Raw genomic sequence first — 26,607 nt, 5'->3', positions numbered from 1 at the left:
GTGTCTGCCACCTGCCGTGTCGCCCGCCCCTCCAGGGGTCGGGCTCTCCTAGCTCGCCCGCTCGGCCGTTGCTTGCGTGACCCGCTGCAAAATGGTGCCAAACAGACTCATCCCGTTGCGATCCTGCATCGCGATGGACACTGTATCACCAAAGCGCAGAAAGGGTGTAGTGGCTTGACCTGACTCGATAATTTCCAGCATCCGCCGCTCGGCAAGGCAGGAGGATCCCCGGCTTCTGTCGTAGTTGGAGACGGTGCCCGAGCCGATGATGCAACCCGCCCCAAGCGGCCTTGTCTTGGCGGCATGGGCAATCAGCTCATCAAAGTTGAAGGTCATGTCCACCCCGGCGTCGGGTTGCCCGAACAGGGCGCCGTTGAGGTGGGTCACCAGGGGCAGGTGGACCTTGCCATCGCGCCAGTCATCCCCCAGCTCGTCCGGGGTGATAGCCACCGGCGAGAAGCTGCTGGAGGGCTTGGACTGGAAGAAGCCAAAGCCCTTGGCAAGCTCCCCGGGAATGAGGTTGCGCAGGCTCACGTCGTTGACCAGCATCAAGAGCTTGATGTGGCTCGCCGCCCCCTGCGAACGGGTGCCCATGGGCACGTCGTCGGTGATGACGGCGACTTCCGACTCGAAGTCGATCCCCCACTCCTCGGAGCCCATCACGATGGGGCCACGGGGCGGCAGGAAGCTGTCAGAGCCTCCCTGATACATCAGGGGATCGTGCCAGAAGCTTTCTGGCATGTCGGCGCCGCGCGCCTTGCGCACCAGCTCCACGTGATTGACGTAGGCACTGCCGTCAATCCACTGGTAGGCGCGGGGCAGCGGGGAGAGGCACGCCTCCTCATCGAAGGGGAAGGCGTCGGGGCAGGCGCCCTCGTTGAGTCGCTGATAAACCTTCGCCAATTGCGGCGCCACTTCTCCCCACTGGTCGAGGGCCGACTGCAGGGTCGGGGCGATGGTCGTCACATGGACGGCGCGCGCCAGATCGCGGCTCACCACCACCAGGGCGCCGTCGCGCTTGCCATTGTTCAGGGTTGCCAGTTTCATATCGAATTCCTTATTTGCCGAGCGTCTCTGGACGCTGCCAGCTGGTGACATAACCGGGGTGTTCGACCCCTTCGCAGATCGGGCCGACGGCCAGGGCATCCCGGGTGTCGAGCATCACCGCCACCTCGTCGGTGAAGGTCTTGGCATGGGCCTGCCCTGCCGCAAAGGCCTTGGGATGGGGACCATGGGTGAAGCCGGCAGGGTGGAAGGTGACCATGCCCCGCTTGATGTTGTCCCGGCTGAAGAAGTCCCCGGCGTGGTAGAATAGCACTTCGTCGAAGTCGTCGTTGCTGTGGTAGAAGGGCACCCGCAGGGCGCCTGGGTCACTCTCGATGGGACGCGGCACGAAGGTGCAGACCACGAACCGGCTCGCCACGAAGGTGGTGTGGGCCGAGGGAGGCAGGTGGTAGCGGTGGCTCATCAGCGGGCGGATATCCCGCCAGTTGAGGCGCACCACGCACAAGTCCCCGTGCCACCCTTGTGCATCCAGCGGGTTGAACGGCCAGGTGACGACCGAGACCTGATCGTGGCGCTTGATCTGCAGCGACCAGGGGTTTTCATCCTGCTGGGCAAGGAAGCGCTCGTTGATGGCGGGCACGTCCAGGGCCGCCGGATCGAAGATGGCGTGATTGCCCACCAGTCCCTTGTCCGGCAGCTGATAACTGTCTTCCGTCGCCTCTATCATCAGGATGAAGAGGGGCGCGGTGGGCTCGATGCGCCACATGGTGCCACGGGGGATCACCACATAGTCGCCATCTCTCAAGATGAGGTGTCCGTAGTCGCAGTAGAACTCTCCGCTCCCCTCGTGAATGAACAGGAGCTCGTCGCCATCGGCGTTGCGCACCAGAAACGGCATGGGCTCATGCAGGCGCCAGATGCGGTAGCGGCAGTGGGGGTTGCTGAGAATATCCGGCATCACCCAGGGGGAGAGGGAGCTCACCTCCTCCTGCAGATCGTTCAAGTCAAACGCCCGTGGCCGAAGCGGCCCCTCCCAGTTGACCCAGTCGGTGGGAGCATGCTTGTGGTGCATGTGGGTGGCCGGACCGAAGAAGCCCGAGCGCCCCAGCTCGCGCTCATAGATGGCCTGCTCCGGCAGATCGGCATGGGCCTGGCGGGAGTGGGTTCCCTCCCGATGGGGGAAGCTTATCCAGTTACGCATCGCTCGGTTCTCCGTTTTTCTGGCCCTGCGCGGCACTGTTCACCTCCCCTTGCGTGGATCCGTCCAGCACGCCACGGCGGATCTGATCCAGCTCGATAGATTCGAACAATGCCTGGAAGTTGCCCTCACCAAAGCCCTCGTTGCCCTTGCGCTGGATGATCTCGAAGAACACGGGCCCGATGACGGTGTCCGTGAAGATCTGCAGCAGGATGCCGTCCTTCGTCGGCGAGCCGTCGATGAGGATGCGCAGCGCCTTCAGCGCGGCCAGATCCTCCTGATGACCCGCGACCCGGCTGTCCACCTTCTCGTAGTAGGTGTCCGGCGTCGGCATGAAGCCGGTTCCCCGCCCTCTGAGCGTGCGGATGGTGTGATAGATGTCGGCAGAGGCGAGCGCGATGTGCTGGATCCCCTCCCCCTTGTACTGGCGCAGGTACTCCTCTATCTGGGACTTGTCGTCCGCCGACTCGTTGATGGGGATGCGAATTTTGCCGCAAGGGGCCGTCATGGCGCGCGAGTGCAGTCCTGTCAGCTTGCCCTCGATGTCGAAGTAGCGGATTTCCCGGAAGTTGCCGATCCGCTCGTAGAAATTCGACCAGAGGTTCATATTGCCGCGATGGACGTTGTGGGTCAGGTGGTCGATCTCATAGAGCCCTGCGTCCACCTCGGCCATGCGGGCCTGCCAGTCGGGGTAGAAGATAAAGTCCACGTCATAGATGGAGCCGCGCTCGCCATAGCGATCGACAAAGGAGAGGGTACTCTCGCCGATGCCGTAGATGGCGGGGATGTTGAGTTCCATGGGGCCGATTTTGCCCACAAACGGCTTGGCCCCCTGGCCAATGGCGTACTGCTGGGCACGGCCGGCATCGCTCACCCGAAACGCCATGCCGCACACGCTCGGACCATGGGCCCGGGCAAACTCCTCCGCCTGGGAGTGGGGCTCGGCATTGACCACGAAGTTGATGTCCCCCTGGCGATAGAGCCAGCACTGCTTGTGCCTGTGCTTGGCCACTTCGGCAAAGCCCAGTGAGACGAACAACGCCTTGAGGGCCGCAATGCCCTTGAGATCCGGCGCCGTGTACTCGACGAACTCAAACCCGTCGGTGCCAAGGGGGTTGATGGTGTGAGTACGGGAAGAAGGGGTGGTCATGATGCGCTCCTTGCGATGAACTGATAACGAAACGGGTCACGCCGCAAGGGCTCGACAGGCAGCCCGCACGGCATTGTTAACAACTTGTTTCATTAGAGTGGCGGGCGCAGGGAATGAGAAGGGGCGGCGTTCAGATAGTTTGGCGGGAATCCGCGCCAAAGAATGTAAATGAAATGTGACATCACAGCCCCAGCCTTGCACTGCGCTCGTTAGCGTCCCGCAAGGCTGTCAGCTTTGCCTTACAACGACCAATAACAGGGTTCGATATGGGGCAGTACCGCCCTCATCTTCCACAATCGAGTCCTTGTGGGGTTGATGAGCCAGGCCTGCTCCCCCAACGCCAGCAGGGGCAGATCGTGCAGGCTGTCACTCAGGGTGAGTGCGGCCTCCAGGGTCAGGAGCTCAGGCAGCAGCTTGTGCCTGCCATGGCAATAGAAGCGCGGCACCAGGCCGCCGAAACGGTAACCCATCCGCGAGCCGATGATGCGGTGAGGGAGCCTTGGCAGTTGACGATGGAGCTGGGCACGGACCAGGGCGCGGGGACTGGCGGAGATGACCCAGCAGCGGTGCCCCTCCCCCGTCAGGAGGGCTCGCGCCTCCCGATACAGACCGGGCCGGGTCAGGCTGTACTGCCGTACCAGGGCGCGCCAGGCCAGGGGGGATAGCCCGAGGGTGATGGCCCACCAGATGAGTGCAATGCCGCGACTGCGCTGACCTGGCAGCAGATAGATCACGGCACCGAACGCCATCAGTGGCCACAGCAGCAGCGGCCAGATACGGCGGCGCAAGATGAAACGCAGCAACCCCGCATGGCTGTCATCCGGCGCTAGGGTGTCATCGAAGTCGGCCAGGATCCAGCCGTGGGCTGGGACTCTCGCGGTTGCTGCGCTCATTCGGTGATCTCTGCGATGGCGGCATGCAACTCGGGCAGGAGGAACAGCGCTCCTTCATCGGGCGGACAAACGAGATCGAAGCTCTCACCTGCCAGGGTGAAGGCGAGGCGCCAGGCGTGCAGATAACCGCGATCCGCCGCCGTGCCGCCGTAACGCTCATCTCCGAGGATGGGGGCTCCCACGCTCTTCAAGGCCACCCGGATCTGGTGGGTCTTGCCGGTCCGGGGCTTGATACGATAAAGGCGCAGCCCCTCGCGCACCGAAACGGAGTCGAACCAGCTAATGGCCGGGTTATCCTGGGTGCGGCTCAGCATCCAGCTGCCGCCTCGCCCTTTCTCCATGTCACCCTTCACCCAGCCCTGCTTCTTCTTCGGCTTGCGATCGGAGAGTGCCAGATACTGCTTGCTCACTTCCCGCGCCGCAAAAGCCATGCTGAGGGCGCGATTCGCTTCGGCGGTGCGGGCCAGCAGCACCAGCCCAGAGGTCATCTTGTCCAGTCGATGGACCGGATAGAGGTCAAGACCGGTATCCATTCTGACCCGATTGACGAGACCCGGCTCGCCGGCATCATCGTGCATGCCAATGCCCGGACGCTTGTTGATCACCATGAAATCTTTGTGCTGCAATTGTATCCGGTACATGTATAACCCTTTAGAATGTTATTTGTTAACAACTTGAATGCAGGCCTGCAGGCCATCTTCATGGACCCTCAGCACAAGAATCGCACGAATGAAAAAATGCCTGTTTTGGCTGTTGTTGCTTGGCATCACTTGCTTCTCGCCCCTCCAGGCCAGTGAACGGACACGTGATCTGCCGGAGAAGGTGGTATTGCAGTTGCGCTGGCTGCATCAGCCCCAGTTTGTGGGCTATCACATGGCCAAGGCCAAGGGGTATTACGCCGACGCTGGTCTGGATGTCGAGATAAGGCCAGGTGGCAAGGGAATAAGTCCGGTTCAGGAGGTGCTGGCCGGACGCGCCGACTTTGGCGTCGGCAACACCGAGGTGCTGACCCACTACGCCCAGGGCAAGCCGCTGCTGGCGCTGGCCAGCGTCTACCAGCACTCTCCCTCCATCTTCCTGGCACGCCGCGACAGCGGCATTCTCACCGTTGCGGACATGCGTGGCAAACGGATCATGATGTTTCCGGGTCATCAGGATGCCGAACTGCTGGCCACCCTCTACTATCAGGGGCTTCACGAGCGCCAGCTCATCCCGGTCCCCACTTCGGTCAACATCGACGATCTGATCGCCGGCCGGATAGACATCTTCAACGCCTATCTGAGCAATGAGCCCTTCTATCTGGAAGAGCGCGGCATCTCGGTGTCCGTCATCAACCCTCGCAACTACGGCATCGATTTCTACAGCGACATTCTCTTCACCACCCAGGCACAGGAGCGGCTCAATCCGGAGCGGGTGGCACGTTTTCGTGCAGCCAGCCTCAAGGGATGGCGCTATGCCCTCACCCACCCCGAGGAAGCCATCGCCCTGCTGCGCACAGAGTATGGCGTCAACCGCAGTCAGGCCCACATGGAATACGAGTTGCAGATGAGCAAGGAGATGATCCAGCCGCTCTATGTGGAGATCGGGTATATGAATCCGGATCGCTTCGCTCACATCATGCAGCAGCTGGTGGAGATAGGCCTCCTTGCCAAACCGGTCTCCCTGACCCGTTTTCTCTATCAGGTTCCCTCAGAACAGTGGAGCTTCTGGCGTCCATGGTTCCTGCTGAGCCTGGGGGTTGGTGGTCTCATCCTGCTGCTCTCCCTCTATCTTCTGATGAGCAACAAGCGGCTCAACCAGGAAGTGGCCCTGCGCAAACAGCGAGAGCAGGAGATACTGCAACTGGCCCGCCTCGATCCCCTTACCGGGCTGCCCAATCGCCTGAGCCTGATGGAGCAGTTGAAACACCAGGTGCAAAGCGACAATCCGGGCTGCCTGCTGTTTTGCGATCTCAATGACTTCAAGCGCATCAACGACAACTTCGGCCACAGCCAGGGGGATGCCATCCTCTGCCAGCTGGCCCGACGGATCCACGACGCCATCGGCCACCAGTGCTATTTTGCCCGCTTGGCGGGGGACGAGTTCATCCTGCTGCTGCCGGGCTACGATATCCGTCAGGCAGAGGAGGTCACCGCCGTGATCCGCCAGGCCATGCAGGCCCCCTTCGTGGTCAATGACCAGCCGATGCAGGTGGGCATCAGCATCGGCGTCAGCCACTACCAGCATGACTGGAGCCCGGAGCAGTGGCTCATCCAAGCCGACAGGGCCATGTATTGTGACAAGGGCGGCCGCGTCATCACGCTGGCGGAGCAGTCCGGCTGACTGGTTCATCTCCCGGCACACAGAGCCGATACCCCCATGAAACCAATAAACAGGAAGGCCACCCCAGGGGTGGCCTTCCTGCATTGCATGAGTCTGACCGCTCTTACCCGAAGGTCTGCCCCAGGGATTTTAGCTGGCGAGCCTTGGTGAGCAGGATGTCGCTCGAAGCGTCCATGTCCTGCATCTTGTTGCTGTTGGTGTGGGAGTGCTGGGAGATGGCGTTGACGTTGCGGCTGATGTCCTCCACCACCGCCTGCTGCTCCTCTGCCGCCGTCGAGATCTGGGCCGAGAGGTCCACCACCCGTTCTATTTCCGCCAGCACCTGATGCAGGCTCTCTGATCCCTTGCGGGTCAGGGTCACGCAGGATTGGGTCTGTTGCAGGTTCTGCTGCATCATTCCCTTCCAGCCGTTCAGGGTACGCTGGATCTGGCCTATGCTGCTCTGGATCTGCTCGGTCGCCTTGTGGGTGCGCGTGGAGAGGGTTCGCACCTCGTCCGCCACCACCGCAAAGCCTCGCCCCTGCTCCCCTGCCCGCGCCGCCTCGATGGCGGCGTTGAGCGCCAGCAGATTGGTCTGATCCGCAATGCCCTGGATCTCGCTCATCAGCACACCGATGCGGTCCGACTCCTCCGCCAGTGCCACGGCGGCCGTGAAGGCATGCTCTGCCTGGGTGGCCAGCTCCGTCACCCTGTGCTGGGTATCTTCCAGCTGCTGATCGGTGTGTTGGCAGTGCGCCTTGGCCTGGGCTATCTGGTTATCCGTCTCAAGGATATTGCGGGCAATCTCGTGGGCTGTCGCCGCCATCTCGGTGATGGCAGTCGCCACCTGCTGGGTCTGGACATCCTGTTCGGCGATGTCGGCGCTTGCCTCGCTGGAGGCTGTTTTCAGATGCACCGCGAGATCCTGCAGGGAGAGGGTCGCATCGTCCACTCGTCCAAGGACGGTGCGGATCCTGGCCTGCAACAGCTTGATGTGGAAGTCTGCAATGGCACTGGCATCCTCCCCCGAATAGATGAGCCGGGTCAGGCTGTCATATTCGTCCGCGAGCTGTCGCAGATAACGGGGGGTAGTGATGAGGGTGTCACGATAGATCAGGGCCAGCCACAAGAGAGGCAACAGGGTGAACAACGGCCCCCAGGGCCCCATCAGATAGCCCCCCCCCCGCCAGCATCAGCAAGACACCGACGATGGCCAGCCCGTGGCGCATCGGGCGCAGGCTCAATCCGCCCTTTCGCTCCCCCCGCTCCACGCTCTTCAATCTGGCATAGGTGCGCCCGGCCACGGCTTTCATCTCCGGCGCGGCGCGACTGCGGACCGACTGGTAGCCATTGATCCGCCCCTGCTCGAAGATAGGGGTGACATAGGCATCCACCCAATAGTAACGCCCATCCTTGCAGCGGTTTTTCACCATGCCGCGCCAGGGTTTGCCCTGCTTGAGCTTGCCCCAGAGGTCAGCAAAGGCGGCCTTGGGCATGTCCGGGTGGCGAACCATGTTGTGGTGCTGGCCGATGAGCTCGGCCCGGCTGTACCCCGCTACCCGGCAGAAGTGATCATTGGCGTAGGTGATCACACCCTGCAGGTCCGTAGTGGAGACCAGCTGTTCATTGGCAGGAAAATCCACCTCTTCGTCGATGAGATGAACCTGGCTTTTCTTCATGGCGCACACCCCTTGTTTGATCACCCACTGAGCGTAGCCAAACGCCTACGGGCAAGCAACGCAGAGACCCAGTCGGGGAGGATGGCTGAGACACAATTTGCATCCTGTTTGACGCCGCGCAAGATTTTGACCCCAAAAGCCCAGGTTTGGCCAAAAAACACTCGGCATTTTCCCAGGTTCACCGCTCTCCCACACGATGCATCACACCAAAAAATGGTTCCAACGAGTCTGTGGTACTGGCATTGCCAGGGGTCCGTCAGGGGAGAGCACACTTGATGCAACCTTGGACCTAAGCATAATTGACGTTAACGTAAACGTAGTGTGAGATGATACCGTTCACCCTACACATACAGCAGACACGCACCCCATGAAAGGAGTCACCATGTCCAACCTCTCCCCCTCGGCCGGCAGGCGTTTTCGCACGGCCCTGGCCAACGAAAAGCCCCTGCAGATTGTCGGCACCATCAATGCCTACATGGCGCTAATGGCAGAGCGCAGCGGCTTCCAGGCCCTCTATCTCTCCGGCGCCGGGGTGGCGAACGCCTCCTATGGCCTGCCGGATCTCGGCATGACTTCCATGAATGACGTGCTCATCGACGCCGAACGCATCACGGCTGCCACCCAGGTGCCACTCCTGGTGGACATCGACACCGGCTGGGGGGGCGCCTTCAACATCGCCCGCACCATCCGCGCCTTCGAGCGCGGCGGTGTGGCCGCCGTCCACATGGAAGATCAGGTGGCCCAGAAGCGTTGCGGCCACAGGCCGAACAAGGCCGTGGTCAGCGTCACCGAGATGGTGGACAGGATCAAGGCCGCGGTGGATGCCCGCCAGGACGAGCACTTCGTCATCATGGCCCGCACCGACGCCCTGGCGGTGGAAGGACTGGGCTCGGCCCTGGAGCGGGCCGCCGCCTATGTGGAGGCGGGCGCCGACATGATCTTCGCCGAGGCGGTCACCGAGCTGGACCAGTACGATCGCTTCAGGCAGGCGGCCGGGGTGCCGATCCTCGCCAACATGACCGAGTTCGGCAAGACCGCGCTGTTTGACAAGGAGGCGCTCGCCTTGCATGGCGTGGACATGGTGCTCTACCCCCTGAGCGCCGCCCGCGCCGCCAACCAGGCCGCCCTCAATGTCTATCAGACGCTTCGCCGCGACGGCCACCAGCGCGCCGTGGTCGACACCATGCAGACCCGGGAGTCCCTCTACGATTTTCTCGGTTACCACCACTACGAGCAGACCCTGGACAGGCTGTTCACCCAGGACTTATCGACCAAGGAATAAGGCGGCGACCGGCCGCCTTATGCTGGCGGCTGGCGCATCAACGGACTGAATGAGGAAACATGTGATGAGCGCCCTGCCCGAAACCACCGGCTTCAAGCCGAAGAAATCCGTCGCCCTTTCCGGCACCGCCGCCGGCAATACCGCCCTGTGCACCGTGGGCCTCAGCGGCAACGATCTGCACTACCGTGGCTACGACATCCTGGACGTGGCCACCAGCTGCGAGTTTGAAGAGATAGCCCACCTGCTGGTGCACGGCCACCTGCCCAATGTGGCGGAGCTCGCCGCCTACAAGGCCAAGCTCAAGGCCCTGCGCGGCCTGCCCACCGGGGTCAGGACCGCCCTGGAGCAGTTGCCTCCCTCCGCCCACCCCATGGACGTGATGCGCACCGCCGTCTCCGTGCTGGGGTGCCTGTCGCCGGAGAAGGACGATCACAACCACCCGGGCGCCCGGGATATCGCCGACAAGCTGATGGCCTGTCTCGGCTCCGTGTTGCTCTACTGGTACCACTTCAGTCACAACGGTAAACGCATCCATGTGGAGACCGACGACGACTCCATCGGCGGCCACTTCCTGCACCTGCTGCACGGGCACAAGCCACGCGACTCCTGGGTTCGCGCCATGCACACCTCCCTCATCCTCTACGCCGAGCACGAGTTCAACGCCTCCACCTTCACCGGCCGCGTCATCGCCGGCACCGGCTCGGACATGTACTCCTGCATCACGGGAGCCATCGGTGCCCTGCGCGGGCCCAAGCACGGGGGCGCCAACGAGGTGGCTTTCGAGATCCAGAAGCGCTACGAGAACCCGGACGAGGCGGAGGCCGACATTCGCGCCCGCATCGAGAAGAAGGAGGTGGTCATCGGCTTCGGCCACCCGGTCTACACCGTCTCCGATCCCCGCAACAAGGTGATCAAGGAGGTGGCGCGCGAGCTCAGCCAGGAGCAGCACAACACCAAGATGTTCGACATCGCCGAGCGGCTGGAGTCCACCATGTGGGAGGCCAAGAAGATGTTCCCGAACCTCGACTGGTTCAGCGCCGTCAGCTACCACATGATGGGGGTGCCCACCGCCATGTTCACCCCGCTGTTCGTCATCGCCCGCACCTCAGGCTGGTCGGCCCATGTCATCGAGCAGCGCATCGACGGCAAGATCATCCGCCCGAGCGCCAACTACGTCGGCCCGGAGGATCTCCAGTTCGTGCCGCTCAAGGAGCGCAAGTGATGATCAACACGCAATATCGCAAGCCCCTGCCCGGCACACAGCTTGACTACTTCGATGCCAGGGAGGCGGTCAACGCCATCGCCCCCGGCGCCTGGGACAGGCTCTCCTACACCGCCCGCGTCCACGCCGAGAACCTGGTTCGCAAATGCGATCCGGCCATCCTCGACGAGTGCCTCGGCCAGATCGTTTTCGGCCAGCGCGAGCGCGACTTCCCCTGGTTCCCGGCACGGGTGGTGTGCCACGACATCCTGGGGCAGACCGCCCTGGTGGACCTCGCTGGCCTTCGCGACGCCATCGCCGATCAGGGGGGCGATCCCGCCCAGGTGAACCCGGTCGTGCCGGTGCAGCTCATCGTCGACCATTCCCTGGCCGTTGAATGTGGCGGCTTTGACCCCCAGGCATTCGAGAAGAACCGCGCCATCGAGGATCGGCGCAACGAGGATCGCTTCCACTTCATCAACTGGACCAAGCAGGCGTTCAAGAACATCGAGGTGATCCCGCCAGGCAACGGCATCATGCACCAGATCAACCTGGAGAAGATGTCCCCTGTCATCCACGCCGATCGCGGCCTCGCCTACCCGGATACCTGCGTCGGCACCGACAGCCACACCCCCCACGTTGACGCTCTGGGCGTCATCGCGGTGGGGGTGGGTGGGTTAGAGGCCGAGAACGTCATGCTGGGGCGCGCCTCCTGGATGCGGCTGCCTTCGATCGTCGGCGTGGAGCTCTCCGGCAAGCCGCAACCCGGCATCACCGCCACCGATCTGGTGCTCTCCCTCACCGAATTCCTGCGCCAGCAGAAGGTGGTCGGCGCCTACCTGGAGTTTCGTGGCAAGGGGGCCGCCGCCCTCACCCTCGGCGATCGGGCCACCATCTCCAACATGGCGCCGGAGTATGGCGCTACCGCGGCCATGTTCTTCATCGACCAGCAGACCATCGACTACCTCAAGCTCACTGGCCGTGACGACGAGCAGGTCAGGCTGGTGGAAACCTATGCCAGGGAGGTCGGTCTCTGGGCCGATGCCCTGGCGAGCGCCCAGTACGAGCGGGTGCTGCACTTTAACTTGTCGAGCGTGGTGCGCACCCTGGCGGGCCCCTCCAATCCCCACCGTCGCCTGCCGGTGACCGAACTTGCCACGCGGGGCATCGCGGTGGATCTGGACAAGGCCCGTGCCCAGGAGGCTGACGGCCTCTTGCCCGATGGCGCCGTCATCATCGCCGCCATCACCAGTTGCACCAACACCAGCAACCCGCGCAACGTGATCGCCGCAGGCCTGTTGGCCCGCAACGCCAACCGGCTCGGCCTGATGCGCAAGCCCTGGGTCAAATCCTCCCTCGCCCCCGGCTCCAAGACAGTCGCCCTCTACTTGAAAGAGGCGGGACTGGACGAGGAACTTGAGCGGCTCGGCTTCGGCGTCGTGGCGTTTGCCTGCACCACCTGCAACGGCATGTCCGGTGCCCTGGATCCCGCCATCCAGCAGGAGATCATCGAGCGGGACCTCTATGCCACGGCGGTGCTGTCGGGCAACCGCAACTTCGACGGCCGCATCCATCCCTATGCCAAGCAGGCGTTTCTCGCCTCCCCGCCCCTGGTGGTGGCCTACGCCATCGCCGGCACCATCCGCTTCGACATTGAAAAAGATATGCTGGGGGTGGTGGAGGGCAAGGAAATTCGCCTCAAGGATATCTGGCCGTCTGATGAAGAGATCGACGCCGTGGTCAAGGCGTCGGTCAAGCCGTCCCAGTTCCGCCAGGTCTATATCCCCATGTTCACCCAGGAAGAGGATCAGGGTCCCAAGGTGACGCCCCTGTACGACTGGCGTGCGCAAAGCACCTATATCCGTCGCCCGCCTTACTGGGAGGGGGCACTGGCGGGCGAGCGCACCCTGCGCGGCATGCGGCCCCTGGCGCTGTTGCCGGACAACATCACCACAGACCACCTCTCCCCTTCCAACGCCATCCTGCCCGGCAGCGCGGCGGGGGAATACCTGGCGAAGATGGGCCTGCCGGAGGAGGACTTCAACTCCTACGCCACCCACCGCGGCGATCACCTGACCGCCCAGCGCGCCACCTTCGCCAACCCCCAGCTGGTCAACGAGATGGCGGTGGTGAACGGCGTGGTGCAGAAGGGGTCCCTCGCCCGCGTCGAGCCGGATGGCAAAGTGATGCGGATGTGGGAAGCCATCGAAACCTACATGGAGCGCAAGCAGCCGCTGATCATCGTCGCCGGCGCCGACTACGGCCAAGGCTCGTCCCGTGACTGGGCGGCCAAGGGGGTGCGCCTTGCCGGGGTGGAGGTGATAGCGGCAGAAGGCTTCGAGCGCATTCACCGCACCAACCTCATCGGCATGGGGGTGCTGCCGCTCGAGTTCAAACCGGGCACCACCCGCCTCACGTTGGGCCTCGATGGCACCGAGACCTATGACGTGGTGGGGGAACGCCGGCCGCGCACCGATCTCACTCTGGTGATCCGCCGTCGCAGCGGCGAAGTGATCCAGGTGCCCATGACCTGCCGCCTCGACACCGCCGAGGAGGTCTCGGTCTATGAGGCAGGCGGCGTGCTGCAACGCTTCGCCCAGGATTTCCTGGCGTCGACTGCGCAAAAGGCCGCAAGCTAAATCGCAACCCCGCCCCTTTGAAAAAGGGGAAGGCATAAAGCACCCTCTCCCTTTGGGAGAGGGTTGGGGTGAGGGGAAATCCCCCTTATCCGCCCTTCGGGCACCTTCTCCCAGAGGGAGCAGGATCTATGACTCTTCTCAGGACACTCTCTATGGCCCACATACCACAAGTAAAAATCCCGGCCACCTACCTTCGTGGCGGCACCAGCAAGGGGGTCTTCTTTCGCTTATCTGACCTGCCTGAGCGCTGCCAGCAGCCGGGCCCGGCACGGGATGCCTTCTTCCTGCGGGTCATCGGCAGCCCCGACCCCTACGGCGCCCACATGGACGGCATGGGGGGGGCCACCTCCTCCACAGCCAAGTGCGTGATCCTCTCCAAAAGTCAGCAACCCGATCACGATGTGGACTACCTCTACGGCCAGGTCGCCATCGACAAGGCATTCGTGGACTGGAGCGGCAACTGCGGCAACCTCTCCACCGGCGCCGGGGCCTTCGCCATCCACGCCGACCTGGTGGACCCGTCCCGCATCCCGGAGAGCGGCACCTGTGAGGTGCGGATCTGGCAGGCCAATATCGGCAAGACCATCCTCGCCCACGTGCCGGTGACGAACGGCCAGGTGCAGGAGACAGGCGATTTCGAGCTGGACGGGGTGACCTTCCCCGCCGCCGAGATCGTACTGGAGTTTCTCGACCCGTCCGACGAGGGTGAAGACGGCAGCGCCCTCTTCCCCACCGGCAATCTGGTGGACGATCTGGAGGTACCCGCGTCTGTTGTAAAGAGCGGCGTACTGAAAGCCACCCTGATCAGCGCCGGCATCCCCACGGTGTTCGTCAACGCCGAGGACATCGGTTATGAGGGCACCGAGCTGCGCGAGGCGATCAACACAGATCCGCAAGCGCTCGCCCGTTTCGAGGCGATCCGGGTTGCCGGTGCCCTGCGCATGGGGCTCATCAAGCGCCCCGAAGAGGCGGCCACTCGCCAGCACACCCCGAAAATTGCCTTCGTCGCACCCGCCAAGGATTACCGCACCGCCAGCGGCAAGGAGATTATTGCTGGCGAGATCGATCTGCTGGTGCGGGCCCTCTCCATGGGCAAGCTGCACCACGCCATGATGGGCACCTGCGCCGTGGCCATCGGCACGGCGGCGGCCATTCCCGGCACCCTCGTCAATCTGGCCGCCGGGGGCGGCGAGCGCGAAGCGGTGCGCTTCGGCCACCCCTCCGGCACCCTGAGAGTCGGAGCCCAGGCAGAGCAGGTAGCGGGACAGTGGACGGTCACCAAGGCGGTGATGTCCCGCTCCGCCCGCATCCTGATGGAAGGCTGGGTGCGGGTCCCTGGAGATGCCTTCTAGCCCGCTGCGGCATCACACCGACCAGGCCAGCCAGACGAAAAGAGCCCCAAGGCGACTGCCTCATGGCTCTTTTTTGGATGTTTCAGGCTGTAAAAATCACATCATCATTGCGGTCTTGCCACACACTCCACCTTTCTTGGCACATTGTGCTTCGCGTCCCCGCCGATGAGCCGCTTGACCTGCCCTGGTGGGCAGCGACCGTCATCCACATAGGCGGTCTCCCCAAGGGGCAGCCTGCCTGGGGGCGGATCCTGACTCAGATAGGTGACGGGAATGGGCGCAGGCGCAAACCCACTGCACCCCGACATCAGGAGTGCGCCGCACCACAGAGCCAGCATGCCTCCCCTCTTTCCTGCAACCGCCATCGCTCACTCCCTGCCTCTGTCGGGGCACCGACCCGGCGCCCCTCGTTTCGGCAGTCTACCCAGGGATGGCGCCGGACCGACACCCGTCTCCGGCGCCGTTGTGACGATTCCAGACACAGGCAAAAATATCGGCTTTTCACGGCTTCGACCCGTAGTAGTGGGTCAGCAGGGCATCGGCCTCGTCCACGGAGATCGCCATCTGCGGCCAGCGCGCGGCCTTCTCCCTGATGTCCCGCAGGCTCCCCAGCTCCGGGCGCAGTGCGCTGCCGAGGTGGCGGTTCAGGGCATCAAAGCGGGCGATCACCCCCTGTCGGCTGAAGTGCCCGGGCGCCAGATCCATCCGGTAGCCCTGAAACAGCCACTGGAGTCCCTGATAGACGGCGGGGTGGTAGACGCTGTGATGATCCTCCTCCTCGAAGTAGCGGCTGGTGACGTGCAGGTTTGCGCCGGGTGCCCCCACTACCTGCCGCGCAAACTGCTGCAGGCGATCCCGGTGAAACGCCGAGCGCCCGAATCCCGGGGTGAAGGGGTTGTTGGCCACCGCCATGAACAGCGAGGAGGCGTGCTTGAGCGGCCCGGTCAACTCCGACGCGATGCGCTCGTAATTGCGGGGGTAATCGAACCAGAGGCTGGCGTCGATGGCGATCACTCCCTGGAACTGGCCGCTATCTTGCGCCTGTGCATCGAGCGCCAGCAGGCCGCCGAGGGAGTGGCCCACCAGCAGGGCCGGCGCCTGGGTCCGAAACCTCTCCTCGATGAGGGGGCGCAGCTCCTCACTCAGATAGCGCAGGAACCGGGGCCCGCCCCCCGTCACGGCATAGCCGGGCCCCGCCGGTGCCCCATTGGGCAAGGTCATGGTGTGGCTCGGGGTGTAATCCCGCATCCGGTCGGTGTTGTGCACCGCGACGATGATGAGGGGGGGAATCGCCGGATTGAGCCCGGCCCGCAGGGCCCGGGTGATGCCGACAACCTCCAGCAGACTCTTCTCCCCGTCGAGCAGATAGAGCACGGGGAACCGAGCCCCGGGCTCGCGCTCATATTCCTGGGGCAGAGAGACGCTGTATTGCCGCGTCTCCCCCAGCAGGGCCGAATGGTGGGTGAAGCGCTGGGCGTAGTGGAGCATGTCTGCCTGGGCAGAAGAGAGTGTGATCATGGTGAGCAGCAGGATGATGAGTCTTGTCATTGGATGAACCAGGATTGCGTCGCCAGCCTTGGGGATCCCCCGTAGGGCGGCGCACAGAGACGACAACAGGGCCCGAGGCCCTGCTGTCGTCGGTCGTTACAGCTTGTAGGTGAAGCCTGCCATCAGGTTCGCCGGCTCGCCGTACATATTGAAGGTGCTGGTGGAGCCGACCCGGTAGAAGTACTCCCGGTCGAGCAGGTTGTAGAGGTTCAGGGTCGCCTGCATCCTGTCGTTGATCTCGTAACGCACCGCCGCATCGAACAGGGCATAGCCCCCCTGATGGGTCTCGACCCCCTTCTGGTTGAAGCCGTAGTCGCTCACCGCCGTCATCCCGGCCCCGAGGTGCAGCCCCTGCACCCAGTCGGCCAGGTGGTAGTCGGTCCAGAGTGAGAGGGCGTGACGGGGGATGGTGTCGAATTTCGGGTTGTGATCCCCGGCCTTCTCCTCGATGTCGGTGAAGGTATAGCCGGTCATCACCATCCAGTTCTGGCTGAGATAGCCGCTCGCCTCCAGCTCCACCCCTTGCGTCTCCACCTTGCCGGTGGCCCAGTAGGTGTTGGTGATGGCAATGCCCTGATCGTCGTAGGCCTGGGCCGCGATGTTGTCGTCCTTCATCAGGAAGAGGGTCGCCCGGGTGTTGAGCAGGCCGTCACGCAGCGAGGACTTGATGCCGGTTTCCCACTGGCTGCCCTCCCGGGGCTTGAGCAGGTTGCCGCTCTCGTCCTGGCTGGTCTGGGGTTTGAACACCTTGGAGTAGCTGGCATACCAGGCGTGTGCGTCGCTCAGGTCATAGACGGCCCCCGCGTAGGGGGTGAGCTTGCCGTTGAACGCATTGGACTCGCCACTCTGGGCTCCGGAACTCAGGGTCGTGCTGACGGCATCCAGATCGTACCAGGAGACGCGGGCCCCGGTGATCACCGCCAGCGGCTCCAGCAGACGCCAGGTCACCTTGCCATACAGACCGAGCTCCGACTGCTCCTCATGGTCATTCTTGGTGTAGCTGTAGTCCGGCTTGGCGACCCGGGTCGGGTCGAAATCGAACACATTGATCTTGCCGAGGTTGCGGTTGGTGTAGGTCTGGATGTCTGACTCGTAGCGCTTGTAGTCGGAGCCCAGCACAAACTCGCTCTTGTGCCCCAACAGATCGAACATCTGGCTGTAGTTGGCATCGAAGGCCATGTTCTTCTGCTGGTTCCCCTGGCCGTTGAACATCAGCCCGGTGTTGCCCGCCGCGTCCACGGAGCCGTTGGTGAAGGTCTGCTCCAGCCGCATGTCGTGATCCATGTAGCGGGCCGAGACCTGGCCCACCCCGCCGTTGGCAAAGGCGTGTTGCAGCGAGGCCCCCACATCCGTGGTGTCGGCGTCGAAGAAGTCTTCAGCCGACCCCAGGTAGGTGCTGCGGCCGATGTCGAGCAGGGAGCCGTCCTTGTACGCCGGCAGGCCGTTGGTGGGCAGGATGTCCTTGGTCTGGTGCAGGGCGTAGACGGAGAGGCGGGTGCGATCCGAGAGATCGAACTCCAGGGTGCCGTAGTAGGTACCGTTGTCGTTGTTGTTGTAGTCCACCTGGTTCTTGATGTCGGCGTTGGCCACCACGACGCGGCCGCGCAGGGAACCCTCGTCGTTGAGTGCGCCCCCCATGTCCGCCTCCAGGTAATGCCTGTCCCAGCTGCCATAGCGCGCCGTGACCGAGCCCTTGAAGGCGTCGGTCGGACGCTTGAGCACCATGTTGATCACGCCCCCCAGCTCGCTGGTGCTGTTGAAGAGGCCGGAGGGGCCCCGCATGATCTCCACCCGATCCACCGCCGCCAGCGACGGCAGGGTGCCGTACTTGCTCTGCATGGGCGATGGCAGGCCGTTGAGGTTCACTTCGTCGTACTCATAGCCACGGGAGAAGATGGAGGAGCGACCGCTGTCATTGACCAGGGTGCGCAGACCCGGCGTGAACTTGGCCAGATCGTCCACCGCCACGAAGTTGCGCTCCTCGATGTAGTCGTTGGTCAACACGGTGATCGACTGGGGGATGTCTTTGAGGGCCGCCGGCGTCTTGGTGCCGACGGTGGCCGAGTCGACCCCATAGCCTCCCGTCTCCTCCGACGGCGACATCCCGTAGAGTGGATTGCCATAGACGACCAGGGTTTCGTCCGGCTTGATGTCCGGTGTGTGTGCCCCTGCCGGGGCGGCAAAGGTGACGGCCAGAGCGGCAGAGATGGCCAGAGCCAGCGGGCTTCGCGCTTTATCCTTCAAGACAACCATAGTAAGAGTGACCCCAAGATAGAGATGATAATCATTTTCATTTGATTTTCCGGGGGCTAATATATCACTCCATCTTCCGCCGCAGTTTTGCGGTGTGGTCATTTCACTCTTCGACATGGTCAAATTGCACATGACTGACACAGTGGCAAGGGATACCAGCGCACGCCAGCGGGGGCGCTTCACCGGCAGGGTGGAGAACCTGGTGATCCAGGAGGGTCTTCGCTTTCACAACAAGGACATCGTTCACAAGGCAGACTTCGCCACCGAGCGGGAGTTGCCGCCGCAGTTGATCATCGCCATTCCCCTCGAGAGCCGGGCCCTGATGACCTATGGCGCCACTCACAGGCTCAAGGGGTGTCGCTTCCACGAGTCCGACCCCATAGTGGCAACCGCCATCCTCTATACCGAGCCCGACATCGTGCAGGGGGCGGCCAAAGCCCAGGTGCGCAGCCGCAGCATCGTCCTCTCCCTGGACCACACCTGGCTCGCCCACAATCTGGCACAGGCGCATCGCAAGGCTTTCGCACAGACCTTCAGCCGCCACCTGAGCCGCGTCGACTGGACCCTGCCAGCTGCCCTTGGACAGATTGCGGAAGCGCTCAATCTCACCAGCAGCCAGAACGCCTCCGAGATGCTGATGCGCAAGGCCTTTGCCCTCAGTGTATGGGAGAGCCTGATGACCCACCTCCAGCAGGCCGCCTCCTCCTGTTGCCAGCGCCAGAACGAGCAACCGACGCGCCTCAAGATGCTGCTCAGGGATGAAAAAGTGGACGAGATGACCCTGACCGAGATCGCGGCCACCCTCGGCATGAGCGTCTCCACCTTGCAGCGGGCCGCAAAAAAAGAGCTGGGCATGAGCCTGCAGCGCTACCTTCGCCAGCGAAAGCTGCAAGAAGCGCGGGCCAGGCTGGAGGCGCGCAGCCTCTCTCTGCAAGGGGCCGCCGCCCACGCCGGCTATGACCATGTGGCCAATTTCATTACGGCGTTTAGAAAGCAGTTCGGCTTCTCGCCGACGCGGATCGCCAGACAGGGTAAAGAACAGGAGCAGGCGCCCTCTGCAACGCCTTGAGCCTCCTTGTTCATGCGCAATACATCTTTGCTCTGGGATAGTAGGCACCACGCAGGTGGGGTGGCGCTTGAAATCAGCGCTCGTCATCCACACATTCAGTGCATACAATGCGTTAACGAAGCACAAATGGTCGCTTCACCCCGGAAATCAAGAGGACATCAAGATGGATACCCGTTCTATCTACACTGGCACCCAGGGTGCCGTGCGCGACACCAACAAGGTGCTGCGCAACACCTACATGCTGCTCTCCCTCACTCTTGGCTTCTCAGCCGTGGTAGCCGGGGTAGCAACCGTCATGAACATGCCGCCCCTGCACTGGGCCGTGTTCCTCATCGGTGTCTACGGCCTGATGTTCCTGACCGAGAAGAACCGTGACAACGGCATGGGGCTGGTGTTCACCTTCGCCCTGACCGGCCTGCTGGGCTATAGCCTCGGCCCCATCATCAACATGTACATGAACAACGGCGGCGGCGAGATCGTGATGACGGCGCTGGGCGGTACTGCGCTCACCTTCTTCGGCCTGTCTGCCTATGCCCTGACCACCAAGCGGGATCTTTCCTTCCTCGGCGGCATGCTGTTCGTCGGGTTCTGGGTACTGCTGGTAGCCATGGTTGCCAATATCTTCCTGCAGATGAGCGCCCTGAGCCTGGCCCTGTCCGCCATGTTCATGCTCTTCTCCTCCGGCGCCATCCTGCTCACCACCCAGCAGATCGTGCGCGGCGGCGAGACCAACTACATCTCTGCCACCGTCACTCTGTATGTCTCCATCTACAACATCTTCCTGAGCCTGCTGAGCCTGCTTGGCGGCAACCGCAACTGATGGATGCTTAAGATGCACAAGACCCCGCTTCGGCGGGGTTTTTATTGGCGCCCATTTCTGTCAGGATAAGTTGCAAATCAAGGATATGAAGCGAAGTGGCCCTGATCCAAATCAGGGCCGTTTCGTTATCGACAGGTTATGCTGTCGCTTTCGTTTCGCTCAAGGGTTGCCTTCATCCCATGCCCATGGACTTCTCAGGTTTATTGCGCCGTCTGCTGACCGACAGCCACATCGATTTCACCTCGTTCAAGGGTGGTTCCTAGCATGCAGATGGATTTCTCCGGCCTGCTGCGCCGGCTGCTGACAGACAGCCACATCTATTTCGCCCTCAAGGTCCTGCTCGCCATCGCGGGGCTGCTCGCCTTCGCGCTGGCAACCGGTGACATCCAGCTCACCGTGCTGCTCTCCCTCGGGGTGGTGGCCGGCGCCATCGCCGAGACCGACGACAGCCTCTGGGGCCGGGTCAAGAACCTCGCCATGACCCTGCTCTGCTTCCTGTTCGCCTCATTGTGCGTGCAGTATCTCTTCCCCACCCCCTGGCTCTTTGCCATCGGGCTCGCGGGCTCCACCTTTATCTTCGTCATGGTGGGTGCCCTCGGCCAGCGCTACGCCACCATCAGCTTTGGTTCCCTGCTGATTGCCATCTACACCATGCTGGGGGCCGCCAAGGCGCCGGATCTCTTCTATCAGCCGCTGGCCCTGTGCGCCGGGGCCCTCTGGTACGGCCTGGTGTCCCTGGTCTGGCTCTGGCTGCTGCCCTACAAGACCCTGCACGAGCAACTGGCCCAGAGCTACTTCGCCCTCGCCCGCTACTTGCAGGAGAAATCCCGCTTCTTCCCGGCCGACGAACACGGCGCCCAGGCCATCCGCCACAATCTGGCCCAGCTCAACATCAACCTGGTCAATGCCCTGAACCAGGCCAAGACGGCGCTCAATGCCCGTCTTCATGCCCCCGGCCGCCACGGGGTTGCCCCCGAGCTCGCGGGCCTGCTGCGCCTCTACCTGCTTGCCCTGGAGATCCAGGAGCGGGCCACCTCCAGCCACTACCCCTACAGCAAGCTGGAAGCGGAGCTCAAGCAGGGCATCGTCCTCGACGGCTTCCAGGAGGTGCTGTCACAGCTTGCCGACGCCTGTCAGCAGCTTGGCTACGCCATCCTGGTGCACAAGCCCTACACCCACCACAAACGCATTCACTGGACCCTGGAGGCCCTCGGCGATCAGCTGGAGTTCACCCACCTCAAGCAGCACTACCCCAAGACCCTGCTGACACCGATGAAGTTCCTGCGTCGCAACCTGGCCAGCATCAACCAGTTGCTGCAAAGCGCCGAAGAGCTGCAAAACCCCGCCGCGCCGCCCACCAGCCTGCCTCCCCTGGCACGGCCGATCGCCCTGCCCCTGCTGGCATTGCTCAGGCAGAACCTGACCCCGAACTCCATGGTGTTTCGCCATGCCCTGCGGCTCTCCCTCGGGCTGGTAGTGGGCTATGGCATTCTGCAGGCGTTTCACCTGGACAAGGGGTACTGGATCCTGCTCACCGTATTGTTCGTCTGCCAGCCGAGCTACAGCGCCACCCGCCGTCGCCTGGTGCAGCGGATGCTCGGCACCTTTGCCGGTATCCTCATCGGCGTGCCCGTGCTCTGGTTCTTCCCCGAGCTGCACCTGCAACTGGGGATCATGGGGCTGGCCGCCTTCCTGTTTTTCACCCAGGTGCGCAGCAACTACAGCGCCGCCGTCTGCTTCATCACCCTCTACGTGCTGATGGCGTTCAACCTGCTGGATGGCATCGGCTTCGCCATCCTCGGACCCCGGCTGCTCGATACCCTACTCGGCTGCCTGCTTTCCTACGCCCTGGTGGCCTGGCTCTGGCCCGACTGGCAATACAAGCGGTTGCCGACCCTTATCGCCAACTCCCTGTCCGCCAATGCGAAGTACCTCTCGGCGGTGCTCGCCAGCCTGCATCGCCAACGGGATGAATCCCTGGACTACCGGGTGGCCCGCAAGTGTGCCCACCTCGCCGACAGCGAGCTGGCCATGGCCTGGCAGAGCATGCTGGTAGAGCCGAGCAAGCGCCGCCGCTTCCTGGATCTCTGCTTCACTCTCACCTGGCGCAACCATGCTCTGCTCTCCTATATCTCGGCGCTTGGGGCCCATCGCGACAAACTCGAGCCCATCGAGGGGCTGGAGGAGATAAGCCGCCACATCAGCCAGACCCTGGAGCAGGCCGCCGGTCACCTGGCGGGGGAGATGCCGACGCCGCTCGCGGGAGCCTGTCCAGCCATCGCTCCGGAGAGCAGCGAGGAGCAGCTGATGCTGAGCCAGCAGCTCACCCTCATCAGCCAGTTGGCAGACGAGCTGTTGGTGCTGGCCAACGACGGCCAGTTGCTGACAGGTCAGGGGCGAACCTAGCCGGACATAGCCGCCGGACCAGTCCCGCCCGAGGCAGGTGCCAAGCGCCGCCCCGGTTGCCGGACGGGACGCAAGGCGCTACCATGCCCGCCCCATTGAGATAGCCTTTTCGAGGAAGCGTCATGTCCGAGCCACACCATTTGCAGTTCAACGGCCAACTCATCGAGACCGATGCCCAAGGCTATCTGCGCCACAGCGAGCAATGGAGCGAGGCGCTGGCCCTGGTGCTGGCCGAAAAAGAGGGGATAGTGCTGGAGGATCCCCACTGGGAAGTGGTGCGTTTCGTGCGGGCCTTCTATCTGGAGTTCAACACCTCCCCCGCCATCCGCGCCCTGGTCAAGGCAATGGAAAAGCAGTACGGCCCGGAGAAGGGCAACAGCCGCTACCTCTACAAGTTGTTCCCGGAAGGCCCCGCCAAGCAGGCCACCAAGATCGCAGGCCTCCCCAAGCCGGTGAAGTGCATCTAGGCCTCCTCGGCAGCCCGATAGCCCGATAGCCACACTGCCTCCCCCGTGTTGGACACAAAAAAAGACCGCGCCCATGTTGCCATGAGGCGCGGTCTTTTCATTTCATCATGCTGTCAGGGGTTGTAGGCCACCACGGAGCCGCTCAGGCCCGTCATCTGGCTGATCCGGCTCTGCATGCCCTGCAACTTGGCCTTGGAGACATCCGGCCCGATGAAGACCCGGTTGATCTGCCCCTGCACCGGGGTTCTCGGCGACGTCTGGGCCGAGTAGCCCGCCGCCCTCAGCTTGCTCACCAGGGCATTGACGCTGTCTGCATTCTTGAAGGCGCCGAGCTGCAGGATCCAGCTCCCCTGAGCCGGGGCTGCCGGTGCCGTAGTCGGCTGGGCCATCTTGCTCGCGATGAGATCATCCATGGTCTTGATCTGGCCCGCCTGTGGCTTGGCCTCCACCGGTTTTTGCACCTCTACCGGCTTGGTTGGCACCGGCTTGGGTTTAGGCTGCTCCACCGGTTTCTTGGCGATCACTTCCGGCTTGGGCTCGGGTTTGGGCTGGGGCTGGGGCTTGGGTTGCGCCACGGCCTGTACCGGCTGCTGCTGGGTAATGGGAGCCTGACTGGCTCCCGCTGGATTGGCTCCCCCCTGATTGGCCAGGGTCACGGTATCGCCAATCTCCTCTACCTGCCACTGGGTCGCGGCAGAGGCCTGCTGCTGACTCGCCAGATGCTCGGCCGGCAGGGTGCTCGCCGCCGAGACCTGAAGCGCAGGTTTGGCGGGCTCGAGCTCCGGACGCAGGGGTATCTTGGCGAAGGCCTCGTCCTTCTGCTCCAGCTTGTTGCCGTCCATCAGGTCCGGCAGAAAGATGACCACCAGGGCGACCAGGATGACGGTCCCCACCAATCTGTTTTGAAACTTCGAAGCCAAGTTAATTTCCACCCATGTTACTTAGGATCCATTGCAATCTTGCACACTTCGCAAAGAACGCCTCCCCTCACGCCGGCTGGCGAAGCCGGGTCCCTCGCCACCCACTTGGCCTGAAAGGGGATTATCCAGTGCAAAACCCGGCCCGTCATCACGTTGACGGAGCCAGGGGAGCGAACGGCTCAGACCGCGCCCAGAGCCAGCACGTCGGCGACAGTGTAAAACGAGCCGAACACAATGACCATATCGTCAGGACTCGATGCGGCCAAGGCGGCGCCGTAGGCATCCCCCACGCAGGCAAAGGTGAGCGCCACGCCCCGGCCGCCGCCAAGGGCCGTCGCCAACTGGTCGGCCGTGGCCGCGCGCGGGCCGTGGAGGCTTGCCAGGAACCACTCGTCAATCAGACCGCCAAGCTCGGCCAGCGACCCCGCCATGTCCTTGTCCTTGAGCATGCCAACCACGGCGCGGCGCTTGCCCTTGCCGGGGAGCTGGCGCAACTGGCTGGCGAGATAGGCGGCAGAGTGGGGATTGTGGGCCACGTCGACGATGACCAGCGGCGAGGTTTGCAACTGCTGCATCCGGCCAGCCAGGCGGGCATTGGCCAGGCCGTCGCGGATGGCGGACTCCGCCAATGGCAGACCGAGGGACTCCAGGGCCGCCAGCACGGTGACCGCATTCATCAGCGGCAGGGCCGGTTTGGGCAATCCCGACCAGTGGTGCAGGCCGTGATAATCCCAGTCACCTTCATGCTCGTCACCACGAAAATCGATGCCGACCTGACGCAGGCAGGCGCCGAGGCGCGCCGCTTCGCTTGCGATGGTCGACGGCGGATTGTGCTCCCCGCTGATGGCGGGTTTACCTTTGCGATAGACGCCAGCCTTCTCCACTGCCACCGCCTCCCGGGTATCCCCGAGCCAGTCGCAGTGATCCAGGGCAATGGAGGTGATCAGGGCGACGTCCGATTCCACCACATTGGTGGCGTCGAGCCGCCCCCCCAGCCCCACTTCCAGCAAGAGCACATCGGGCGCGGCGCGACGAAACAGCCACAGACCCGCCAGGGTGGCGAACTCGAAGAAGGTGAGGGCGATGTCGCCCCGGGCGGCTTCCACCTCGGTAAAGGCCGCGCAGTGATCGCCATCGGCCAGCTCCTGGCCATTGACGCGCACCCGTTCGGTAAAGCGCAGCAGATGGGGGGAGGAGTAGACACCGACCCGGTAGCCGGCGGCCATCAGGATGCTGGCCGCCATGGCGCAGGAGGAGCCCTTGCCGTTGGTGCCCGCCACCGTGATCACCTTGAACGGCAGTTCGGTGAGGCCCATGCGGCGGGCAACCGTGCCGACCCGCTCCAGCCCCATGTCGATGTTGGCCGGGTGGATCTGCTCCAAATAAGAAAGCCAGTCGACCAGCGACCGGCTTTGGGATTGTTGCATGTGTGAACTCATCTTCAGTCTTCGATGACCTGAGTGTTCATCAGCTTGGCCAGCAGACCGGCCAGACGGTTGCGCATTTCGCGCCTGTCGATGATGAGATCGATGGCACCCTTCTCCAGCAGGAACTCGGAGCGCTGGAAGCCTTCCGGCAGTTTCTCGCGCACGGTCTGCTCAATGACGCGGGGGCCGGCAAAGCCGATCAGCGCCTTGGGTTCGCCTACGTTGATGTCACCCAGCATGGCCAGACTCGCGGAGACGCCACCCATGGTGGGGTCGGTCAGCACGGAGATGAAGGGCAGGCCCGCCTTGGTGAGGCGATCTAGGGCCGCACTGGTCTTCGCCATCTGCATCAGGGAGAACAGGGCTTCCTGCATCCGCGCACCACCGGAGGTGGAGAAGCAGACCAGGCCGCGGCCTTCCTTGATGCTCTCCTCGACGGCGCGCACGAAGCGGGCACCGACCACGGAGGACATGGAGCCCCCGATGAAGGAGAACTCGAATGAACAGGCGACGACCGGTACCCCCTTGAGGGTCCCCTTCATCACCACCAGCGCATCCTTCTCGCCCGTCTCTTTCTGGGCGGCAGACAAACGATCCTTGTAGCGCTTGGAATCCTTGAATTTCAGGATGTCTTGCGGCTCCAGCTCGGCCGCGACTTCGCTGCGTCCCTCGGCGTCGAGGAAGCTCTCGAGACGGGCACGTGCGCTGATGCGCATATGATGGTCACACTTGGGGCACACTTCGAGATTGCGCTCCAGCTCTGCCCGGTAGAGCACCTGTTCGCAAGCAGTACACTTGGTCCACACCCCTTCCGGAATGTTGTGACGACGCGGTGTGGTGATCTTGCTCTTGGGAAGGATCTTCTCAAGCCAGCTCATGGAATTCCTTAATGCATTTGTGCCTGACAAAACACATCGAGCCTTGATTGTTCAATGACTTAACGGCTCGATGGCAATAAACGACGGATCATTAAACCACAAATTTTCGGGCCCAGTTA

General features: G+C 63.1%; 20 protein-coding genes and 1 pseudogene. 9 read left to right on the top strand and 12 right to left on the bottom strand.

The window, feature by feature from the left end:
* Positions 1–48: 48 nt before the first annotated feature.
* The 5 genes from PG883_RS03680 to PG883_RS03660 form a co-directional block, all read right to left on the bottom strand.
* Positions 49–1,047 carry a fumarylacetoacetate hydrolase family protein gene (locus PG883_RS03680; RefSeq protein ID WP_010675121.1) on the bottom strand — a complete coding sequence of 333 codons (999 nt, stop codon included), beginning with the start codon at positions 1,045–1,047 and terminating at the stop codon, positions 49–51.
* 10 nt (positions 1,048–1,057) lie between these two features.
* Entirely contained in the window at positions 1,058–2,206 is a 1,149-nt protein-coding gene (locus PG883_RS03675; protein WP_010675122.1) for a homogentisate 1,2-dioxygenase, read from the bottom strand.
* Positions 2,199–3,353 (bottom strand): 4-hydroxyphenylpyruvate dioxygenase, encoded by a 1,155-nt coding sequence (hppD, locus tag PG883_RS03670; protein ID WP_010675123.1) that lies wholly within the window; start codon positions 3,351–3,353, stop codon positions 2,199–2,201. The genes PG883_RS03675 and hppD overlap by 8 nt, the downstream gene beginning before the upstream one ends.
* A 239-nt stretch (positions 3,354–3,592) precedes the next feature.
* Positions 3,593–4,246 (bottom strand): HAD family hydrolase, encoded by a 654-nt coding sequence (locus PG883_RS03665; RefSeq protein ID WP_010675124.1) that lies wholly within the window; start codon positions 4,244–4,246, stop codon positions 3,593–3,595.
* Positions 4,243–4,887 (bottom strand): TIGR01621 family pseudouridine synthase, encoded by a 645-nt coding sequence (locus tag PG883_RS03660; protein ID WP_029314720.1) that lies wholly within the window; start codon positions 4,885–4,887, stop codon positions 4,243–4,245. Before PG883_RS03660 ends, PG883_RS03665 begins: the two co-directional genes overlap by 4 nt.
* Positions 4,888–4,975: 88 nt before the next feature.
* On the opposite strand from PG883_RS03660, the gene PG883_RS03655 reads away from it, so the two are divergent.
* Positions 4,976–6,568: a GGDEF domain-containing protein gene (locus PG883_RS03655; RefSeq protein ID WP_010675126.1), complete on the top strand. Its 1,593-nt coding sequence runs from the start codon at positions 4,976–4,978 to the stop codon at positions 6,566–6,568.
* Between the two features lie 103 nt (positions 6,569–6,671).
* On the opposite strand, the pseudogene PG883_RS03650 reads toward PG883_RS03655, so the two are convergent.
* Positions 6,672–8,226, bottom strand: a pseudogene (locus PG883_RS03650) (methyl-accepting chemotaxis protein).
* 382 nt (positions 8,227–8,608) lie between these two features.
* On the opposite strand from PG883_RS03650, the gene prpB reads away from it, so the two are divergent.
* The 4 genes from prpB to prpF all read left to right on the top strand — a co-directional run bounded on the left by prpB (position 8,609) and on the right by prpF (position 14,700).
* On the top strand, positions 8,609–9,508 hold the full coding sequence (gene prpB / locus PG883_RS03640) for a methylisocitrate lyase (RefSeq protein WP_257707121.1): 900 nt from the start codon (positions 8,609–8,611) through the stop codon (positions 9,506–9,508).
* Between the two features lie 64 nt (positions 9,509–9,572).
* Positions 9,573–10,730, top strand: coding sequence for a bifunctional 2-methylcitrate synthase/citrate synthase (gene prpC / locus PG883_RS03635; RefSeq protein ID WP_010675128.1), 1,158 nt, complete (start codon positions 9,573–9,575; stop codon positions 10,728–10,730).
* On the top strand, positions 10,730–13,348 hold the full coding sequence (gene acnD, locus PG883_RS03630) for a Fe/S-dependent 2-methylisocitrate dehydratase AcnD (RefSeq protein WP_206619349.1): 2,619 nt from the start codon (positions 10,730–10,732) through the stop codon (positions 13,346–13,348). Before prpC ends, acnD begins: the two co-directional genes overlap by 1 nt.
* Before the next feature lie 152 nt (positions 13,349–13,500).
* Positions 13,501–14,700, top strand: a complete 1,200-nt coding sequence (gene prpF / locus PG883_RS03625) for a 2-methylaconitate cis-trans isomerase PrpF (RefSeq protein WP_069651427.1) — start codon at positions 13,501–13,503, stop codon at positions 14,698–14,700.
* A 104-nt stretch (positions 14,701–14,804) separates the two neighbouring features.
* Here the strand turns inward: prpF and PG883_RS03620 are convergent, their stop codons facing one another.
* From PG883_RS03620 to PG883_RS03610, 3 genes are all read right to left on the bottom strand, one after another.
* Positions 14,805–15,038 (bottom strand): DUF6719 family protein, encoded by a 234-nt coding sequence (locus tag PG883_RS03620; protein ID WP_102983837.1) that lies wholly within the window; start codon positions 15,036–15,038, stop codon positions 14,805–14,807.
* Positions 15,039–15,201: 163 nt separating this feature from the next.
* Entirely contained in the window at positions 15,202–16,248 is a 1,047-nt protein-coding gene (locus PG883_RS03615) for an alpha/beta hydrolase (RefSeq protein ID WP_113977531.1), read from the bottom strand.
* Between the two features lie 96 nt (positions 16,249–16,344).
* Entirely contained in the window at positions 16,345–18,501 is a 2,157-nt protein-coding gene (locus PG883_RS03610; RefSeq protein WP_113977529.1) for a TonB-dependent siderophore receptor, read from the bottom strand.
* Between the two features lie 130 nt (positions 18,502–18,631).
* Here PG883_RS03610 and PG883_RS03605 point away from each other — a divergent pair, with 130 nt between their 5' ends.
* The 4 genes from PG883_RS03605 (at position 18,632) to PG883_RS03590 (ending at position 23,263) form a co-directional block, all read left to right on the top strand.
* A complete protein-coding gene (locus PG883_RS03605) occupies positions 18,632–19,570 on the top strand; it encodes a helix-turn-helix transcriptional regulator (protein WP_234823592.1) in 939 nt (312 codons plus the stop codon).
* A 163-nt stretch (positions 19,571–19,733) separates the two neighbouring features.
* Complete coding sequence (locus PG883_RS03600; RefSeq protein ID WP_010675134.1) at positions 19,734–20,390, top strand: Bax inhibitor-1/YccA family protein; 657 nt, start codon at positions 19,734–19,736, stop codon at positions 20,388–20,390.
* 264 nt (positions 20,391–20,654) lie between these two features.
* The gene (yccS, locus tag PG883_RS03595; RefSeq protein ID WP_113977526.1) at positions 20,655–22,796 is read left to right on the top strand and encodes a YccS family putative transporter; all 2,142 of its coding nucleotides are present in this window, start codon (positions 20,655–20,657) and stop codon (positions 22,794–22,796) included.
* A 122-nt stretch (positions 22,797–22,918) separates the two neighbouring features.
* On the top strand, positions 22,919–23,263 hold the full coding sequence (locus tag PG883_RS03590; protein WP_039038798.1) for a TusE/DsrC/DsvC family sulfur relay protein: 345 nt from the start codon (positions 22,919–22,921) through the stop codon (positions 23,261–23,263).
* Between the two features lie 113 nt (positions 23,264–23,376).
* On the opposite strand, the gene dedD is transcribed toward PG883_RS03590, so the two are convergent.
* The 3 genes from dedD to accD form a co-directional block, all read right to left on the bottom strand.
* A complete protein-coding gene (gene dedD / locus PG883_RS03585) occupies positions 23,377–24,183 on the bottom strand; it encodes a cell division protein DedD (RefSeq protein WP_113977525.1) in 807 nt (268 codons plus the stop codon).
* A 179-nt stretch (positions 24,184–24,362) separates the two neighbouring features.
* Entirely contained in the window at positions 24,363–25,622 is a 1,260-nt protein-coding gene (gene folC / locus PG883_RS03580; protein ID WP_161957688.1) for a bifunctional tetrahydrofolate synthase/dihydrofolate synthase, read from the bottom strand.
* 2 nt (positions 25,623–25,624) lie between these two features.
* Positions 25,625–26,488, bottom strand: coding sequence for an acetyl-CoA carboxylase, carboxyltransferase subunit beta (gene accD / locus PG883_RS03575; protein WP_010675139.1), 864 nt, complete (start codon positions 26,486–26,488; stop codon positions 25,625–25,627).
* Positions 26,489–26,607 lie beyond the last annotated feature (119 nt).

Source organism: Aeromonas sp. QDB25 (genome assembly GCF_027707725.1).
Classification (GTDB): domain Bacteria; phylum Pseudomonadota; class Gammaproteobacteria; order Enterobacterales; family Aeromonadaceae; genus Aeromonas; species Aeromonas caviae.
Note: the sequence above shows the minus strand (reverse complement) of the source record. Positions and strands in the feature narration are given on the sequence as shown.

What these genes read in the sequence shown, in the direction of transcription:
- PG883_RS03665 (WP_010675124.1), bottom strand. Translation starts at nt 4,246, where the DNA reads ATGAGCGCAGCAACCGCGAGAGTCCCAGCCCACGGCTGGATCCTGGCC.
- PG883_RS03610 (WP_113977529.1), bottom strand. Translation starts at nt 18,501, where the DNA reads ATGGTTGTCTTGAAGGATAAAGCGCGAAGCCCGCTGGCTCTGGCCATC.
- prpF (WP_069651427.1), top strand. Translation starts at nt 13,501, where the DNA reads ATGGCCCACATACCACAAGTAAAAATCCCGGCCACCTACCTTCGTGGC.
- yccS (WP_113977526.1), top strand. Translation starts at nt 20,655, where the DNA reads ATGCAGATGGATTTCTCCGGCCTGCTGCGCCGGCTGCTGACAGACAGC.
- accD (WP_010675139.1), bottom strand. Translation starts at nt 26,488, where the DNA reads ATGAGCTGGCTTGAGAAGATCCTTCCCAAGAGCAAGATCACCACACCG.
- PG883_RS03620 (WP_102983837.1), bottom strand. Translation starts at nt 15,038, where the DNA reads ATGCTGGCTCTGTGGTGCGGCGCACTCCTGATGTCGGGGTGCAGTGGG.
- PG883_RS03590 (WP_039038798.1), top strand. Translation starts at nt 22,919, where the DNA reads ATGTCCGAGCCACACCATTTGCAGTTCAACGGCCAACTCATCGAGACC.
- PG883_RS03680 (WP_010675121.1), bottom strand. Translation starts at nt 1,047, where the DNA reads ATGAAACTGGCAACCCTGAACAATGGCAAGCGCGACGGCGCCCTGGTG.
- PG883_RS03600 (WP_010675134.1), top strand. Translation starts at nt 19,734, where the DNA reads ATGGATACCCGTTCTATCTACACTGGCACCCAGGGTGCCGTGCGCGAC.
- PG883_RS03615 (WP_113977531.1), bottom strand. Translation starts at nt 16,248, where the DNA reads ATGACAAGACTCATCATCCTGCTGCTCACCATGATCACACTCTCTTCT.
- PG883_RS03675 (WP_010675122.1), bottom strand. Translation starts at nt 2,206, where the DNA reads ATGCGTAACTGGATAAGCTTCCCCCATCGGGAGGGAACCCACTCCCGC.
- acnD (WP_206619349.1), top strand. Translation starts at nt 10,730, where the DNA reads ATGATCAACACGCAATATCGCAAGCCCCTGCCCGGCACACAGCTTGAC.
- prpC (WP_010675128.1), top strand. Translation starts at nt 9,573, where the DNA reads ATGAGCGCCCTGCCCGAAACCACCGGCTTCAAGCCGAAGAAATCCGTC.
- PG883_RS03655 (WP_010675126.1), top strand. Translation starts at nt 4,976, where the DNA reads ATGAAAAAATGCCTGTTTTGGCTGTTGTTGCTTGGCATCACTTGCTTC.
- prpB (WP_257707121.1), top strand. Translation starts at nt 8,609, where the DNA reads ATGTCCAACCTCTCCCCCTCGGCCGGCAGGCGTTTTCGCACGGCCCTG.
- PG883_RS03660 (WP_029314720.1), bottom strand. Translation starts at nt 4,887, where the DNA reads ATGTACCGGATACAATTGCAGCACAAAGATTTCATGGTGATCAACAAG.
- folC (WP_161957688.1), bottom strand. Translation starts at nt 25,622, where the DNA reads ATGAGTTCACACATGCAACAATCCCAAAGCCGGTCGCTGGTCGACTGG.
- hppD (WP_010675123.1), bottom strand. Translation starts at nt 3,353, where the DNA reads ATGACCACCCCTTCTTCCCGTACTCACACCATCAACCCCCTTGGCACC.
- PG883_RS03605 (WP_234823592.1), top strand. Translation starts at nt 18,632, where the DNA reads ATGACTGACACAGTGGCAAGGGATACCAGCGCACGCCAGCGGGGGCGC.